This is a genomic window from Ensifer sp. Root142, from assembly GCF_001426785.1.
Taxonomy (GTDB): domain Bacteria; phylum Pseudomonadota; class Alphaproteobacteria; order Rhizobiales; family Rhizobiaceae; genus Ensifer; species Ensifer canadensis.
The window spans coordinates 246033-262074 of record NZ_LMFK01000046.1; the positions used below are offsets into that span (position 1 = coordinate 246033).

Annotated in this window: 13 protein-coding genes, 1 pseudogene and 1 riboswitch; of the genes and pseudogenes, 7 read left to right on the forward strand and 7 right to left on the reverse strand. The window is 63.8% G+C overall.

What is annotated here, in order from left to right; translation table 11 throughout:
- Positions 1–152 precede the first annotated feature (152 nt).
- Complete coding sequence (locus ASD52_RS31660; RefSeq protein WP_025425203.1) at positions 153–1031, forward strand: ABC transporter permease; 879 nt, start codon at positions 153–155, stop codon at positions 1029–1031.
- Complete coding sequence (locus tag ASD52_RS31665; RefSeq protein WP_025425204.1) at positions 1028–1822, forward strand: ABC transporter ATP-binding protein; 795 nt, start codon at positions 1028–1030, stop codon at positions 1820–1822. The genes ASD52_RS31660 and ASD52_RS31665 overlap by 4 nt, the downstream gene beginning before the upstream one ends.
- Before the next feature lie 266 nt (positions 1823–2088).
- Here ASD52_RS31665 and ASD52_RS31670 read toward each other — a convergent pair whose 3' ends face one another.
- Complete coding sequence (locus tag ASD52_RS31670) at positions 2089–2730, reverse strand: LysE family translocator (RefSeq protein WP_025425205.1); 642 nt, start codon at positions 2728–2730, stop codon at positions 2089–2091.
- A gap of 175 nt (positions 2731–2905) precedes the next feature.
- On the opposite strand from ASD52_RS31670, the gene ASD52_RS31675 reads away from it, so the two are divergent.
- Entirely contained in the window at positions 2906–4123 is a 1218-nt protein-coding gene (locus ASD52_RS31675; RefSeq protein ID WP_025425206.1) for an argininosuccinate synthase, read from the forward strand.
- Positions 4124–4189: 66 nt separating this feature from the next.
- Here the strand turns inward: ASD52_RS31675 and ASD52_RS31680 are convergent, their stop codons facing one another.
- The 5 genes and pseudogenes from ASD52_RS31680 to ASD52_RS31700 form a co-directional block, all read right to left on the reverse strand.
- Positions 4190–5428, reverse strand: a complete 1239-nt coding sequence (locus tag ASD52_RS31680) for a multidrug effflux MFS transporter (protein ID WP_025425207.1) — start codon at positions 5426–5428, stop codon at positions 4190–4192.
- Positions 5425–5904: a MarR family transcriptional regulator gene (locus tag ASD52_RS31685; protein WP_025425208.1), complete on the reverse strand. Its 480-nt coding sequence runs from the start codon at positions 5902–5904 to the stop codon at positions 5425–5427. The genes ASD52_RS31680 and ASD52_RS31685 overlap by 4 nt, the downstream gene beginning before the upstream one ends.
- A 77-nt stretch (positions 5905–5981) precedes the next feature.
- The gene (locus ASD52_RS31690; RefSeq protein ID WP_025425209.1) at positions 5982–7808 is read right to left on the reverse strand and encodes an ABC-F family ATP-binding cassette domain-containing protein; all 1827 of its coding nucleotides are present in this window, start codon (positions 7806–7808) and stop codon (positions 5982–5984) included.
- Between the two features lie 3 nt (positions 7809–7811).
- Positions 7812–8462, reverse strand: a complete 651-nt coding sequence (locus ASD52_RS31695) for a thiamine diphosphokinase (protein ID WP_025425210.1) — start codon at positions 8460–8462, stop codon at positions 7812–7814.
- An 86-nt stretch (positions 8463–8548) separates the two neighbouring features.
- Positions 8549–9032: pseudogene (locus ASD52_RS31700) on the reverse strand (GNAT family N-acetyltransferase).
- A 134-nt stretch (positions 9033–9166) separates the two neighbouring features.
- A riboswitch (TPP riboswitch) is annotated at positions 9167–9284 on the forward strand.
- A gap of 49 nt (positions 9285–9333) precedes the next feature.
- Between ASD52_RS31700 and thiB the strand changes: the two are divergent.
- From thiB to ASD52_RS31720, 4 genes are all read left to right on the forward strand, one after another.
- Positions 9334–10362: a thiamine ABC transporter substrate binding subunit gene (gene thiB / locus ASD52_RS31705; protein WP_025425211.1), complete on the forward strand. Its 1029-nt coding sequence runs from the start codon at positions 9334–9336 to the stop codon at positions 10360–10362.
- A gap of 31 nt (positions 10363–10393) precedes the next feature.
- On the forward strand, positions 10394–11998 hold the full coding sequence (gene thiP, locus ASD52_RS31710) for a thiamine/thiamine pyrophosphate ABC transporter permease ThiP (RefSeq protein ID WP_025425212.1): 1605 nt from the start codon (positions 10394–10396) through the stop codon (positions 11996–11998).
- The gene (locus ASD52_RS31715; RefSeq protein WP_025425213.1) at positions 11995–12711 is read left to right on the forward strand and encodes an ATP-binding cassette domain-containing protein; all 717 of its coding nucleotides are present in this window, start codon (positions 11995–11997) and stop codon (positions 12709–12711) included. Before thiP ends, ASD52_RS31715 begins: the two co-directional genes overlap by 4 nt.
- A 397-nt stretch (positions 12712–13108) precedes the next feature.
- A complete protein-coding gene (locus ASD52_RS31720; protein WP_025425214.1) occupies positions 13109–14620 on the forward strand; it encodes a M48 family metalloprotease in 1512 nt (503 codons plus the stop codon).
- Between the two features lie 293 nt (positions 14621–14913).
- Here the strand turns inward: ASD52_RS31720 and ASD52_RS31725 are convergent, their stop codons facing one another.
- Positions 14914–15780: an RNA polymerase factor sigma-32 gene (locus tag ASD52_RS31725; RefSeq protein WP_025425215.1), complete on the reverse strand. Its 867-nt coding sequence runs from the start codon at positions 15778–15780 to the stop codon at positions 14914–14916.
- Positions 15781–16042: the final 262 nt, after the last annotated feature.

A 16042-nucleotide genomic window follows, 5' to 3' on the forward strand; every position in this document is an offset into this window, starting at 1 on the left:
TTGGAGCACGGCGTTTCCCTCGGGGCACGCAAGATGCGCTCTGACAGTTTGAAGCTGCGCCGACGCCGGATCTCTGGACGTCATGGCCAACCGGAGACGCCGCGCTGATAGAACAAGCTTAAGGCGCGCGGCAAAAAAAGAGGGTCGGGGGTTTGAGTCAAATCGCTTTCTGGGGAGCCGTCGAACTGGGGCTGGTCTACGCCTTTGTCGCCGTCGGCGTCTTTCTCGCATTCCGGGTTCTCGACTTCCCTGACCTGACGGTCGACGGTTCGTTCCCGCTCGGCGCCGCGGTGACCGCGGTGCTGATCATCGCCGGCGTCAACCCGTGGATCGCGGCCTGTGTCGCCATGGTGGCGGGTGCCGCCGCCGGCATCGTCACGGCGATGCTCAACGTGCGCTTCAAGATCCTCAATCTGCTGGCCTCGATCCTGACGATGATCGCGCTGTTCTCGGTCAATCTGCGCGTGATGGGCAAACCCAACGTCGCGCTGATCAACGCCGACACCATGCTCTCGCCGTTCTTTGGCCTGGGGCTTCGTGATTTCTACGTTCGCCCGCTGTTCATCGGCATCCTGGTGCTCGTTGCCGTCATCGTCGTCTGGCGCTTCCTCGAAAGCGATGCGGGTCTTGCGATGCGGGCAACCGGCGCCAATGCGCGCATGGCCCGTGCGCAAGGGGTCGACACCAACCGGCAGATCTATCTCGGTATGGCGATCTCGAACGCGCTCGTTGCCTTCGGCGGCGCGCTCTTTGCCCAGACCAACGGCTTTGCCGACGTCACTTCCGGGGTCGGTACCATCGTCGTCGGCCTTGCAGCCGTCATTATCGGCGAGACGCTGCTCGGCGCCCGCGGCATCCTGATCGCGCTGATCGGCTGCGTGCTCGGCTCGATCCTCTATCGCATCGCCATCCAGCTGGCGCTGTCGACCGACATGCTCGGCTTGCAGGCCTCCGATCTCAATTTCGTGACCGCCGTGCTCGTCACCTTCGCCCTCATCCTTCCCCGACTTCGTCGCGGAGGTGCGGCATGATCAGCGTCAAGAACATCCAGGTCGTCTTCGGCAAGGGAACGCCGCTGCAGAAGCAGGCGCTGAACGGCGTCGACCTCACAATCGAGCAGGGCTCCTTCGTCACCGTCATCGGCTCCAATGGCGCCGGCAAATCGACGTTGCTCGGCGTTCTCGCCGGCGACGTGCTGCCGAGTGCGGGCCAGGTGACGATCGGCAAGACCGATGTGACCCGCAAGGGCACCGCCGCTCGCGCCGGCCTTGTCGCCCGCGTGTTTCAGGATCCGCTGACCGGTAGCTGCGGTGCGCTTTCGATCGAAGAGAACCTGGCGCTCGCCGCCAAGCGCGGCGAGAAGCGTGGCCTGATGGCAGCGCTCGGGCCGAAGCGCCGCGAACATTTCCGCGAGCGCATCGCCGAGCTTAATCTCGGCCTCGAAAACCGCATGGGCGACCGCATGGACCTGCTTTCGGGCGGCCAGCGCCAGGCGGTCTCGCTGGTCATGGCGACACTTGCCGGCTCCGAAGTGCTGCTGCTCGACGAACATACCGCCGCCCTTGATCCCGGGATGGCCGAGTTCGTTATGAACCTCACCCAGAAGATCGTTTCCGAGCGCAGGCTGACGACGATGATGGTTACCCACTCGATGCGCCAGGCGCTCGACTATGGCCATCGCACCGTCATGCTGCATGGCGGCGAGATCGTGCTCGACGTTGCCGGCGACAGCCGCAAGGAATTGCAGGTCGAGGACCTCATCGCCATGTTCCGCCGCATCCGCGGCCAGACGCTCGACGACGACGCGCTGCTGATCGGCTGACCCCGTCGCTTACGGGGCGATCAGAGCTTGCCCCTCATCTGCCTGCCGGCATCTTCTCCCCGTAAAGACGGGGAGAAGAGACAAGTGGCAATCTCTCAGCCGTTCTCCGGCAAACGGCGTGAAGTGCCATCTACCGTTTCACACGTCTCCCCATGCTGCTCCGGCGATCGCCGTTGCCGCCGAACGATGCAGCACGTGCTCTTCTCCCCACATGCGGGGAGAAGATGCCGGCAGGCAGATGAGGGGCGAAACCCTCCGAAGACGCCCTATCGCGCCGTCGTCATGAAGATCTTCACCGCAAAGACAGGGAAGACGCCGGCAAAACTGTAGTCGAGCGCCCGCATGAACCCCTTGTTGCGCTGCAGCCAGGAGGACAGCCAGTCGGCGGTAAATACCACCAGCATGTTTACAGGCATGCCGATGACGATGAACATCGCGCCGAGGAACAGAAGCTTGCCCGTCACCGATGCATCGTTGGCGCTGACGAACTGCGGCAGGAAAGTCATGAAAAAGATGATGACCTTGGGGTTGAGCAGGTTTACCCAGAAGCCCGACGAGACGTTGGAAAGAGCCGTACCGCCGGAACCTTCGACGGTCTTGACCGAAAGCGTCGATCCGTGGCGGATCGCCTGAACCGCAAGCCAGAGCAGATAGGCGGCACCTCCGGTCTTCAGCACCATGAACGCAGCAGGCGAGGCCGTGATCAGCGCCGAGATGCCGAAGGCGACCAGTAGGGTGTGAACGACGATGCCGAAGCTCGTCCCGAGCACCACGAATAGGGCGGCCTTCTTGCCTTGCGACAGCGCGCGGCTGATCGAAAGCGTCATGTCCGGCCCCGGCGTTGCCGCAAGCAGCAGCGTGGCGGCAGCAAAGCCGAACAGCGTGGGCAGGCTGGGAAGGAAGTCCATGTGCGCGATTCCTGGAACACTCGGTGACCTCGTCTATTCCGGAGCGTCGGCTTTTGCCAGCGGATTTGGGTGTCGCAGCGTTCTTCCGCTTGTATCCAGGCGTGTTCCGGATAAAGTGCCGCAGAATTTCCAAGGCGGCACGCCGCCCTCTTCCAAGACCAGACGGACGGAAACCATGGCATCGCATAAAGACGTGAAAAAGGTCGTTCTCGCCTATTCGGGCGGTCTCGACACCTCGATCATCCTGAAGTGGCTGCAGACCGAACTCGGCGCCGAAGTTGTGACGTTTACGGCAGACCTCGGCCAGGGCGAAGAACTGGAGCCGGCGCGCAAGAAGGCCGAGATGCTCGGCATCAAGGAAATCTACATCGAGGATGTGCGCGAAGAGTTCGTGCGCGATTTCGTCTTCCCGATGTTTCGCGCCAACGCCGTCTATGAGGGCGTCTACCTGCTCGGCACCTCCATCGCGCGTCCGCTGATTTCCAAACACCTGATCGACATCGCCAAGAAGACCGGCGCTGACGCGATCGCCCACGGCGCCACCGGCAAGGGCAACGACCAGGTTCGCTTCGAGCTGTCGGCATACGCGCTCAACCCCGACATCAAGATCATCGCTCCATGGCGCGACTGGTCGTTCAAGAGCCGCACCGACCTGCTCGAATTCGCCGAGAAGCACCAGATCCCGGTCGCCAAGGACAAGAAGGGCGAGGCTCCCTTCTCTGTCGACGCCAACCTCTTGCACTCCTCCTCCGAGGGCAAGGTTCTGGAAGATCCGTCGCAGGAAGCCCCGGAATACGTGCACATGCGCACGATCTCGCCGGAAGCGGCTCCCGACAAGGCAACCGTCATCAAGGTCGGTTTCGAGCGCGGCGACGCCGTCTCGATCAACGGCGTGCGCCTTTCGCCGGCAAACCTGCTGGCAAAGCTCAACGACTACGGCCGCGACAATGGCATCGGCCGGCTCGACCTCGTCGAAAACCGCTTCGTCGGCATGAAGTCGCGCGGCGTCTACGAGACCCCCGGCGGCACCATCCTGCTGTCGGCACACCGCGCGATCGAATCGATCACGCTCGACCGTGGCGCCGCCCACCTCAAGGACGAGCTGATGCCGCGCTACGCCGAGCTGATCTATTACGGCTTCTGGTTCTCGCCGGAGCGCGAGATGCTGCAGGCGGCGATCGACAGGAGCCAGGAGCATGTCGAAGGCGAAGTGACGCTGAAGCTCTACAAGGGCAATGTCATGGTCACCGGCCGCGAAAGCCCGAAGTCGCTCTATTCCGACAAGCTGGTCACCTTCGAAGACGACCAGGGCGCCTACGACCAGAAGGATGCTGCCGGCTTCATCAAGCTGAATGCGCTGCGCCTGCGCACGCTGGCTGCACGCAACCGTTAAAAGCGGCAAGCACCTGACAAGAAAAAGCCTCCGCGACCCGGGTCGCGGAGGCTTTTTCGTTTCGTCTTATTCAGCCGCTTCCGGCAGGGGCTGCGTGCCATCGACTGGCGCCGCCAATGGCGTCAGGCGAACGGTGCGGCGATACCAGAGATAGCTGAACACGCAGAGAAGGCCGAAGCTCGGAATGATCGTGCCGAGCGCCAGCACCGGCACGCCGACAACGGCCGCCAAGGCGCCGCCGAGAAGGCCGGCGCCCATCTGGATGAAGCCCATCATCGCCGACGCCGTACCGGCGATATGCGGGAAAGGCGCCATGGCCGCCGTCATCATGTAGGGCATGACGAAGGCGATGCCGAAGGCGTAGACGCCGACCGGCGCCATCACCGCCAGGAAGCTCGGTTCGAGCGCGTGCATGGTGTAGGCGAGCGCCACACTGCCGAGCGCGATGAAACAAAGACCGACCGGCACCAGCGCCTGCGGCGTGAACCGCCGCATTAACAGCCGCACCGTGACCGTGCCCGAGAAGAAGAAACCGGATTGCATCAGCATGCCGACGCCGAATTCGGTCGGCGTCAGCCCGACCGTGCCGATCAGGACGAAGGGCAGCATCGTCGCTTGGGCGTAGAGCGCGCCGACGGCGCCGGCAATCACCAGGGTCGAGGAGACGAAGCGGGTATCTGTCAGAAGCTCGCGATAGGCGGCAAGGATCGGCCGCAGATGGCCCTTGGCCGGATCGGGCGTCGCGGTTTCGGCCATGAAGAACTGCACGCAAACGCAGGCCATCAGCGCAAAGCCGACCATCAGGAAGAAGATAGACTGCCAGCCGAAGAGGCCAAGCGCCAGGCCGCCGAGCGTCGGCGACACCGCCGGCCCGATGGCCAGCATCATGCCGATCATGTTCATGATCCGCGCCGCCTGAAGGCCGGTGAACTGGTCGCGCACGATGGCGCGCGCAACCGTCATGCCGACGGAGGCGCCGATGCCCTGCACCAGGCGCCCGGCGAGCAGGACCGCGACCGATGGGGCAAAGGCTGCCATCAGGCTGCCGGCGAGGTAGATGGTCATGAAGATCAGCGTCGTGCGCCGGCGGCCGATGACGTCGGAGAGCGTGCCCGAAACCAGCTGTGCGAAGGCGAAGCCTGCGAAGTAGAGCGACAGCGTCATCTTGATCGCCGCCTCGCTGGAGGAGAAGGCGCGGACCAGTTCGGGCATTGCCGGTGTATAGAGCGCCATGGAAACGGGGCCGAGCGCGACAAGGAAGGCGCCGATGATGCTGGTGCGCCGTTCGCTCATGCGGCGCGTCATGGCTTTGCACCCTTCTCCTTGCCGGCGACGCACGGATCGAGGCCGCGCAAATTTTCGCGCAGGATACGCAGGTTGGCGCAGAGCATGTCGCGCGTCGCCTCGTCGAGCCCTTCCGTATAGGCATTCATCATCTCGCGCAGCCCCGCCATCAGCTCGGCGAGCAGCGGATCGGCCTTGTCGGTGATGACGACGTTCTTGGCGCGGCGGTCGGCCGGGTCGGGCAGACGGGCAACCAGCTCCATCGCCTCCAGCCGGTCGAGATAGGCCGACAGCGTCATCGGCTCGATGCCCATGCGCGTGGCGATTTCCGCCTGCTTGATGCCCTCGGTCAGCGCCACCTGGATCAGCGTGCGCGCTTCACCGGGCGTGATGCCGAGATCCATGGCGTTGACCTTGCGGTCAAAAGCGCCACGCAGAAGGCGGGAGACATCGGTCAGCAACATGCCGATGGTTTCGGATTCGAGTTTTGTCGGCATCAGGATCGTTCACGAGAGATATAATAAGTTTTCCTTATCATACCCCTTGCCAACTTTCAACGCGGGAGCGGCGAGGCTCAGCCCTCGAGCTCCTCGCGCAGCATCTCCAGTTCCAGCCATTCCTCTTCCATGCGGGCGAGATCGCCGCGAAGCTTTTCCAGCTCCTTCGCCAGTTTCGCAAACGTATTCGGGTCCTTGGCAAAGAGGTTGGGGTCGGCCATCCGCTCCTCGCGCTTGGCTGCCTCCGCCTCCGCCTTGGCGATTTCCTTCGGCAGGTTTTCGAGTGCAAACTTCTGCTTGTAGGAGAGCTTGCCCTTGGCCTTCGGTGCCTCGGCTGCGGGGGCAGCGGCATCGGCCACCTTGGCCTTTTCCGCCTTCTCCGTCTTGCGCCGCTCTTCGATCGCGCCCTTGCGCTGCGCCATCATGTCGGTGTAGCCGCCGGCATATTCGATCCAGCGGCCGTCAGGCGCTTCGGGATTGGCCGGCGCGATGGTCGAGCTCACGGTGCGGTCGAGGAAGTCGCGGTCGTGGCTGACGAGGATGACGGTTCCGGCAAAGCCGGCGACGACCTCCTGAAGCAAGTCCAGCGTCTCGATGTCGAGATCGTTGGTCGGCTCGTCGAGGATCAGCAGGTTGGTGGCGCGGGCGAGAATGCGTGCCAGCATCAGCCGGGCGCGCTCACCGCCCGACAGTTCGCGGATCGGGGTGCGCGCCTGCTCCGGCTGGAACAGGAAGTCCTTCATGTAGCCGGTGACATGGCGCTGCTCGCCGTTGACAATCAGGCTCTCGCCCCGGCCGTCGGTCAGGTAGTGGGCCAGCGTATCGTCGAGGTTGAGATCCTCGCGCTTCTGGTCGAGCGTCGCCATCTCAAGATTGGTGCCGAGTTTCACCGTGCCGGTATCCGGCTCGATCTGCCCGGTCAGCATCTTCAAAAGCGTCGTCTTGCCGGCACCGTTCGGGCCGACAAGGCCGATCCGGTCGCCACGGTGCACGCGAATGGAAAACGGCGCAACGATCGTCCGCTCGCCGTAAGCCTTGGTGATCTTCTCCGCCTCGATCACCAGCTTGCCCGATTCCTTGGCGTCGGAAGCCGCCGCCTGAACGGAGCCCTGCGGCCCCTTGTGGCCGCGATGGCGCGAGCGCATGTCCTGCAATTCGCCGAGACGACGCATGTTGCGCTTGCGCCGGGCGGTAACGCCGTAGCGCAGCCAATGCTCCTCGCGCTCGATCGCCTTGCCGAGCTTGTGCTGCTCCAGCTCTTCCGCCTCCAGCACCTCGTCGCGCCAGGCCTCGAAATGGCCGAAGCCGCGGTCGAGCCGGCGGGATTGGCCGCGATCGAGCCAGACCGTCGCGTTCGAGACCTTTTCGAGGAAGCGCCGGTCGTGCGAGATCAGCACCAGGGCCGAACGGCTGCGGGTCAGCTCGTCTTCGAGCCATTCGATCGTCGGCAGATCGAGATGGTTGGTCGGCTCGTCGAGCAGCAGGATATCCGGCTCCGGCGCCATCACCCGGGCAAGCGCTGCGCGGCGCGCCTCGCCGCCGGAAAGGCGTGCCGGGTCTTCTTCGCCGGTCAGACCCAGGTGCTGCAGTAGGTAAGCGACGCGATACGGGTCGTCGCTTGGGCCAAGGCCCGACTCGGCATAGGCCTGCACCGTGTCGTAGCCTTCGAAATCCGGTGCCTGGGGCAGGTAGCGAACGGTCGAGGACGGATGGCGGAAGACCTCGCCCGATTGCGCTTCGGCAAGACCGGCGGCGATCTTCATCAGCGTCGATTTGCCGGAACCGTTGCGCCCGACAAGGCAGATGCGATCCCCCGGCTCCACCTGCAGGTTGGCGCCGGCCAGAAGCGGCGTGCCACCGAAGGTCAGGAAGATATCGTCGAGTTTCAGAATGGGAGGCGCCAAGGCTCAGGCTCCGGAAAGGTCATAGGGGCGGGCGAGAACGATCGCCCGGCCGGTGTCGAGGGAAATGCGAAGGGGACCCTCCGCGACATTGGAAACGGTGCGCGAAGACCCGAACGGCAACGTGAAATCGGTGAGCGGATAACGCGCGTTGACGATCGTAAGCCCGATGAGATCGGTCAGTCCGAGGATCGAGAATAGGCTGCCCTTCGGCAGATCGATTTCGATCTCGCCTGCAAGCAGCGGATAGGCCTCCTCCTCACCCGAGGTCATGAACACCGGCAACCCACGTTCGGCCAGCGAAGCAGCCTGAAGCAGGTGCAGGAAGGCATGGTCGCTGCGTGATCCTCCGAGCGCGCCGGCAAAGATCAAGGCTTCGGCGCCACGCGACAGCGCCGCCTCGACAGCGATTTCGCCATCGGTCGCAGCCTTGGCGGCGGGATAGGGCTCGCGCGGGACATCGGCAAATTCCGCGAGCAGCGCCTCCTCGGTCGAATCGAAATCGCCCACCCAGACGTCGGGGGTCACGGATAGCACCCGCGCATGCCGCATGCCGCCATCGGCCGCAACGAAGCGGCTGCCTGCGAGCTGGCGCGCAAGGCGATCGGTCGGGGTCAGTGCACCGCCGAGCAGAATGGTGAAGGTGGATCGGGCCATGGCAAAGCCCATAGCGCAAAGGCACGGGCAAGGAAAAGCAAGAAAACCGAACAAGGGCGCGATCCGGCGATTTTGCGTCCTCGTTGTCAGTGATCTTCGGGCAAGGTATCGGGAAACAGCATCTCCGCATAGATCCCGGGGTTGGAATCGGGGATCTCGATGGCGCCGACCGTGCGTCGGTAGAATTCGGCCGGGCCGACGCCGCCGATGATGGCGTAACCGTAGCCTGCGTCACGCATCGCCGTCAGGCTCACGCGCAAGAGCGCCTCGCCGATCCCCGTCCGCGCATGGCCTCGTCGACGCCCGTCGGCCCGAAGAAACCGAGCGCTGTGACATCGTGGCAGGCAAAGCCGACGATCCGGTCCTCGAACACCGCGATGTGCATGCACGTCGGCGTCGATCTGAAGGCCGCCTCCGCCTCGCCCGCCCAGCCGGAGCCAAATGTCTGCTCGATCCAGGGAACAACAAGCTTCGTTCGGGTGCCATTGCGCGGTGAATGCCGATACCGTCAGCAAGCGGTGATCTCGCTTGTGCCGGCAGTGCATAAAGGCGAACGAGCATGTCAGTCATCGCAGGCTCCTTCGGCGTCTGCAAACTCTGCCGACGATTTTACCCCATGCGCCGCGGCGCGAAAATGCGGGGCGGGCGCTTTTGCCGTCCTCAAACTTCGCTTGCCATCAAACCGGCTCGGCGGTAAATCTCTACCCGCTCTAACGGGGTGCCTTCCGACCGCATGGCGGCCGAAGGCTGAGAGGCGTTGAACGCCAACCCGCGGAACCTGATCCGGCTCATACCGGCGGAGGGATTAGACGCGATCGGATCGATACGCCCTTTTCCCATGCAACATCATTTTTAGGGAGAGGTGCCTGCCATGTCCAATTCATCGCAACTCAAGGTTCTTAGCCGGCTAGCGCTTGCCGCGACGGCAGGACTTGTCTTCGCGGCCAATGCCGTTGCTGCCGACAAGACGCTGACCGTCTACACCTATGAAAGCTTCATCACCGAATGGGGGCCGGGTGCCAAGGTCGCCGAAGCTTTCGAGAAGACCTGCGAATGCAAGGTCACCTATGTCGGCGTCGCCGATGGCGTCGAGCTTCTGACCCGCCTCAAGCTCGAAGGCGCGGCCTCCAAGGCCGACATCGTGCTCGGCCTCGATACAAACCTCGTCGCCGAGGCCAAGGCCACCGGCTTCTTCGCGCCGCACGGCATCGAGCCTGCCAACGTCAAGGTACCCGGCGACTTCACCGACGACACCTTCCTTCCCTATGACTACGGCCATTTCGCCGTCGTCTACGACACCCAGACCTTGAAGACGCCGCCGAAGAGCCTGAAGGAACTGGTCGAAGGCGACGCCTCTCAGAAGATCGTCATCGAGGATCCGCGCACCTCGACGCCGGGCCTCGGTCTGCTTCTCTGGGTCAAGGCCGTCTATGGCGACGAAGCCGGCGCCGCCTGGGCCAAGCTCAAGGACAGGGTACTGACCGTAACGCCGGGCTGGTCGGAAGCCTATGGCCTCTTCACCAAGGGCGAAGCGCCGATGGTGCTTTCCTACACCACGTCGCCCGCCTACCACATGGTGGCGGAAAACACCGACCGCTACCAGGCGGCCGAATTCTCGGAAGGTCACTACATCCAGATCGAAGTTGCCGGCATGACCAAGAGCGCCAAGGAGCCGGAGCTTGCCAAGCAGTTTCTCGCCTTCATGACCGGCCCGGAGTTCCAGTCGATCATTCCGACGACCAACTGGATGATGCCGGTCGCGGCGACCAAGGAGCCGCTGCCGGAGGCTTTTAGCAAGCTGGTCAATCCGGAGAAGACTTTCCTGCTGCCGTCGGAAGAGGTGGCGGCGAACCGCAAGGCCTGGATCGACGAATGGCTGGCCGCCATTAGCAAGAACTGAGGCGCATTTGTTCGCGCCTGCCGAAAATCGCATCACGATGACCGCCGGGACTTTAAGTCTCGGCGGTATCCTGCTGTTTGTCGGCCTGGCGATTGCAGCCCTTTTGCTCCAGAGCGGTGACTTCGGCAACAGCGTGCTGTTCGATGCCTATATCTGGCGGGTAACGCGCTTCACCTTGCTGCAGGCGAGCCTTTCGACGCTGCTTTCCGTTGTTCTTGCCATCCCGATCGCACGGGCGCTTGCGCGCCGGCCGAGCTTTCCCGGCCGCGTCTGGGTTCTGCGGGTGATGGCCCTGCCGCTCGGCCTGCCCGTGCTTGTCGGCGCGCTCGGGCTGATCGAGATCTGGGGCCGGCAGGGCGCGCTCAACACCGCCCTCGCCGGCCTCGGGCTGCAGCAGCCGATCAGCATCTACGGCCTTTTCGGCATCCTGCTCGCCCACGTCTTCTTCAACATGCCGCTTATCGCACGTCTCTTTCTCGCCGGGCTCGAGCGCATCCCTTCGGAATACTGGAGAACCGCCGCCAATCTCGGCATGCCGCCAGCCGCACTCTTCCGCTTTGTCGAGTGGCCGGTCCTTCGGGGATTGCTGCCAGGTGCTGCCGGCCTCGTCTTCATGCTCTGCGCCACCAGCTTCACGCTGGTGCTGACGCTCGGCGGCGGGCCTGCCGCCAGCACCATCGAGGTCGCGATCTACCAGGCGCTGCGCTTCGATTTCGACCCGCCGCGGGCGATCGCCCTGTCCGCCCTACAGATCGTCATGACCGGAGCCCTGCTCCTGGCTCTAACGCGTGTCGCGACCGAACCTGCACAAAGCGCAACCGCGGGCAAAATCTCCAGACGCTATGATGCAGGAACCGGCCTCTCCCGGACGTCCGACGCCGGCTGGATCCTGTTCTCGCTGCTCTTCATCGGCGCACCGCTGATCGCCGTCGTCGGTTCCGGCCTGCGTGCGGATCTGGTGAAGCTTGCCGGCGACCCGACCGTGCATCGTGCTCTCGTCACCAGCATTGTCATCGCCGTCCTCTCGGCATTCTTTTGCGTCACCATGGCCGCCGCGATGATCCGCGCCGCCGGCATCGTCGTGGCGCGTCGCCACGCCCCGACCTTGGCCAGGGCATTTGCGGGCACTGTCACCGCCAGCACGTCGCTGGTGCTGCTGGTGCCGCCGGTCGTGCTCGGTGCGGGATGGTTTCTGCTCCTGCGCCCCTTCGGCGATGTCGCCCGTTTCGCCCCCGCCATCGTCGTCGCCATCAACGCATTGATGGCGCTGCCGTTCGTGCACCGGATCCTGGCACCGGCGATGGCAACACATGCCGCACGCACCGACCGACTGACAGCAAGCCTCGGCATCCGCGGCTTCCATCGCCTGCGATGGATCGACTTGCCGCCGCTCCGGAAACCGTTGCTGATGGCGTTCTCCTTCGCCATGGCGCTGTCGCTCGGCGACCTTGGTGCAGTGGCGCTGTTCGGTTCGCAGGACATGGTCACGCTTCCATGGCTGCTCTACAGCCGGATGGGCAGCTATCGCACCGCGGATGCAGCCGGTCTGGCGCTCTTCCTCGGCCTCATCTGCCTGATCTTCACCATGCTCGGCACGGCCGGCGACAGGCGAGTGCCGGAAGGACGAAACGCATGAATTCCCAGGCGGCGGTAGAACTTGTTGGCGTCGACGTTCGTTACGACACCACCGCACTGCACTTCGATTGCGCCATTCAGCCAGGTGGCATCGTCGCAGTTGCCGGGGCCTCCGGGTCGGGAAAGTCGACCCTCTTTCATGTCATCGCCGGTTTCGAGGAGCCGGACCGGGGCGAGGTTCGCATTCTCGGCAAGACGATGTCGGGACAGGCGCCGGCAGAACGACCCGTCTCCGTGATCTTTCAGGACAACAACCTGTTTGCACATCTCGACGTCGCGACCAATGTCGGCTTCGGCATCAGCCCCTCGCTTCGCCTGTCGGTCGCTGATCGCGCACGGATAGACGATGCCCTCGGCCGCGTCGGGCTCGACAGCTTCGGCAAGCGCCTGCCGCCGACGCTGTCCGGCGGCGAACGACAGCGTGTGGCGTTGGCGCGCGCCTTGGTGCGACATCGCCCGCTGCTGCTGCTGGATGAGCCTTTTGCCGCTCTCGATCCCGGCATGAGGGCCGGTATGCGGGCACTGCTGCAGGACCTGCATGATCAGGAAAACAACACGATCCTGATGATCACGCACCATCCCGATGACGTGAGGGCGCTGGCCGATAGCGTGCTTTTTCTGGACCAGGGGCGTATCATCGCCCATGACCCGGTCGAGCGCTTTCTCGAACGGCGCGATATGGCGTCCATCAACCGCTTTCTCGGCAACGCGTGATGCGACGTGGAATCTTGGAGCATTTCCAGGAAAAGTGCGAAGCGGTTTTCCGTCAGGAAATGCGTGGAAACAGGCAGATAGAGCGTTTCCGCGACGTCGTCTAAACCGGAAATGCTCTAGCGCGCGTGGTACTCCGCCACAATTTGACCGCCGCGCCATGCGACGCGCGGATTGTCCGGCCGGAGCGTCACGAATATTCGCGTATCCGTTGCCGTGATACCACGGGGCAACTATTTCTACCGGGGTAAACTAGGCAGGTGGCGCTGAAATCAGATACAGCAAGACCAGGGCTGGAATACTCTTGCCGGATCGGACGTATCCGGCTGAAAAAGTAAGACTTTCAACGCCGCCCGAGTCCCTGTTGTGGGGTGGCGTTGGACGGGAAACGGGCTGAGGCATGGAAAGTCATACAGTCAGAAACGACCGGTTCCCGCCCAAGCGCGGAGGCCTCCGGACACGTGCTGTGGTTGCATTGCTTGCGACGACGCTGCTTTCCGCCTGCCAGTCGGTGATCGAGCAGACCTACGAGCCGACCGTATCGCCGTCCTCCAATCCGCAGATCGTCGACGAAGTCCAGAAGAACGACCCCCGTGCCCAGCTCGGCGCGCGCGAACACCCGCGCATCGTCGCGAGCTACGGCGGGGAGTACAAGGACGCAAAGACGGAGCGGCTGGTCGCCCGCATCGCCGGCGCCCTGACGGCCGTCTCGGAAAACCCGCAGCAGTCCTACCGCATCACCATTCTCAATTCCCCGGCGATCAACGCCTTTGCGCTGCCCGGCGGCTATCTCTATGTCACCCGCGGCCTGCTTGCGCTTGCCAATGACGCGTCCGAGGTTGCGGCCGTGCTGTCGCATGAAATGGCGCACGTCACCGCCAACCATGGCATCGAGCGCCAGCAGCGCGAAGAGGCGGAAGTCATCGCCAGCCGCGTCGTCTCCGAGGTGCTGTCCTCGGATCTCGCCGGCAAGCAGGCACTGGCGCGCGGCAAGCTGCGTCTGGCCGCCTTCTCCCGCAACCAGGAGCTCCAGGCTGACGTCATCGGCGTGCGCATGCTGGGCGAGGCCGGTTACGACCCCTATGCGGCGGCACGCTTCCTCGATTCCATGGCCGCCTACAGCCGCTTCTCCGCGGTCGATCCGGAAGCAGACCAGAGCCTCGACTTCCTATCGAGCCACCCGAATGCCCCGCAGCGCGTCGATCTCGCGCGCCGGCACGCGCGCGCGTTTGGCGCCGAGGGCACCAGCGGCGACCGCGGGCGCGACTATTATCTCGCCGGCATCGACGGCCTGCTCTATGGCGACAGCCCGCAGGAAGGCTATGTCCGCGGCCAGACCTTCATGCATGGCCAGCTCGGCATTCGTTTCGACGTGCCGACCGGCTTCCAGATCGACAACAAGGCAGAAGCGGTCCTGGCAACCGGCCCCGGCGACGTGGCGATCCGTTTCGACGGCATCGCCGATACGGCCCGCAAGAGCCTGACGGATTACATCGCCAGCGGCTGGGTGACCGGCCTGCAGCCCGATACCATCCGTCCGATCAGCGTCAACGGTCTTGAGGCCGCAACGGCCCGCGCGTCTGCCGATCGCTGGGACTTCGACGTCACGGTCGTGCGCATCGACAACCGCATCTACCGCTTCCTGACTGCCGTTCCAAAAGGGTCGCGCGCGCTGGAGCCGACGGCAAACCAGCTGCGCGCAACGTTCCGCAAGATGACGCCGGCCGAAGCACAGTCGCTGAAGCCGCTGCGCATCCGCGTCGCCGTGGTCAAGCCCGGAGAGACGATCGCCATGCTGTCGGCCCGGATGATGGGTACCGACCGCAAGCTCGATCTGTTCCGGCTGATCAACGCCATGCAGGTGACCTCGACCATCAAGCCGGGCGACCGGGTGAAGATCATTTCCGAATAAACGCCAACGGCGCCGCACCATTCAGTCCGACGCCGTCTTATGTCTTCGTGTCAAAGATGCGAAATCGCTTGCCGTGCCCGACGCGCGTTTGACGCGTTGAGGTTTCCGGCGCGAACGTGCAACTGCGTCATCACGTGTTCACCCGTCCTATGGACGGGATGGCCACCCACTGCATGTTTCCTTAAATCCTATTCGATTTAAGGATAAAAACATGCAGCAATTCAAAGTGCTACAGCGACCTTAGCGCGTCTAATAAGACGCGCGGCGCTGTAGGCACGTCTCCCGAAAATGCTTCAGTGCACGACCGATGTCAGCGCCGGAGCCTTGGTTGCCAGCGCCGCCCTGAGCTTTTCAAGCGCCCGCGTCTCGATCTGGCGGACCCGCTCCTTGGAGATGCCGAGGTCGAGCCCGAGCTCCTCCAGCGTTGCGCCTTCCTCTGACAGACGTCGTGCGCGGATGATCCGCATCTCGCGCTCGGTCAGCGCACCCATGGCGTCGTGCAGCCAGATGCGGGCACGCTCGCCGTCGATCATGTCGCTCACCTGTTCGTCAGGCAGCGGCGCGTCGCTTGCGAGAAAGTCGAGGCGCTCTCCCCCATCGGAATCCGCCCCACCGACCGGTGCCTGCAGCGAGGTGTCGCTGCCGGAAAGGCGGGCATCCATGGTCTGGACGTCGGCAATGCTGACCCCGAGTGCGGCGGCAATTTCCTCATGCATAGCCTGCGATGTGAGCTGACGATCGCCTTGGGCAAGCCGCGCGCGCAGCCGGCGAAGATTGAAGAACAGCGCCTTCTGCGCCGAACTGGTGCCGCCACGAACGATCGACCAATTGCGCAGAACGTAGTCCTGCATCGAGGCACGGATCCACCAGGTCGCGTAGGTCGAGAAGCGCACTTCACGGCTGGGCTCGAAGCGCGCGGCGGCTTCGAGCAGGCCTATATGCCCCTCCTGAACGAGATCGCCCATCGGCAGGCCGAAATTGCGGAATTTTGCCGCCATGGAAATGACCAGCCGCATATGCGACATGGCGATCTTGTTGCGGGCGTCCTGATCGTGATCGTTTCGCCAGGCCGTGGCCAGGGCGTGTTCTTCTTCACGCTCGAGATAAGGCGCCTCCATCGCAATCTTGATCATGCGCCTGTCTGCTGTGAGAGTCCTCATCGATCGCTCCATGGCGGGCGCCTGGACGCCGCTAACGGGTGAAGTCCAAGGGCCGGACGGAAGGACCCGACCGACGCCGACGGCGGCTGGTGCGACGACACCGAAGCTTGAAGAACCGGTGCAGCGCCCTACTTCCAAACTACGAAGCTGAATTCTGACAGAAGATCAGAGCACCCAGATCGCCCCGGCAGGAAGGCGGCGCATCCCTGCCGGCTTTGATAAATGCGCGCCGGCGAGAAAAGTTCCCTCGCCCCGACGAAAA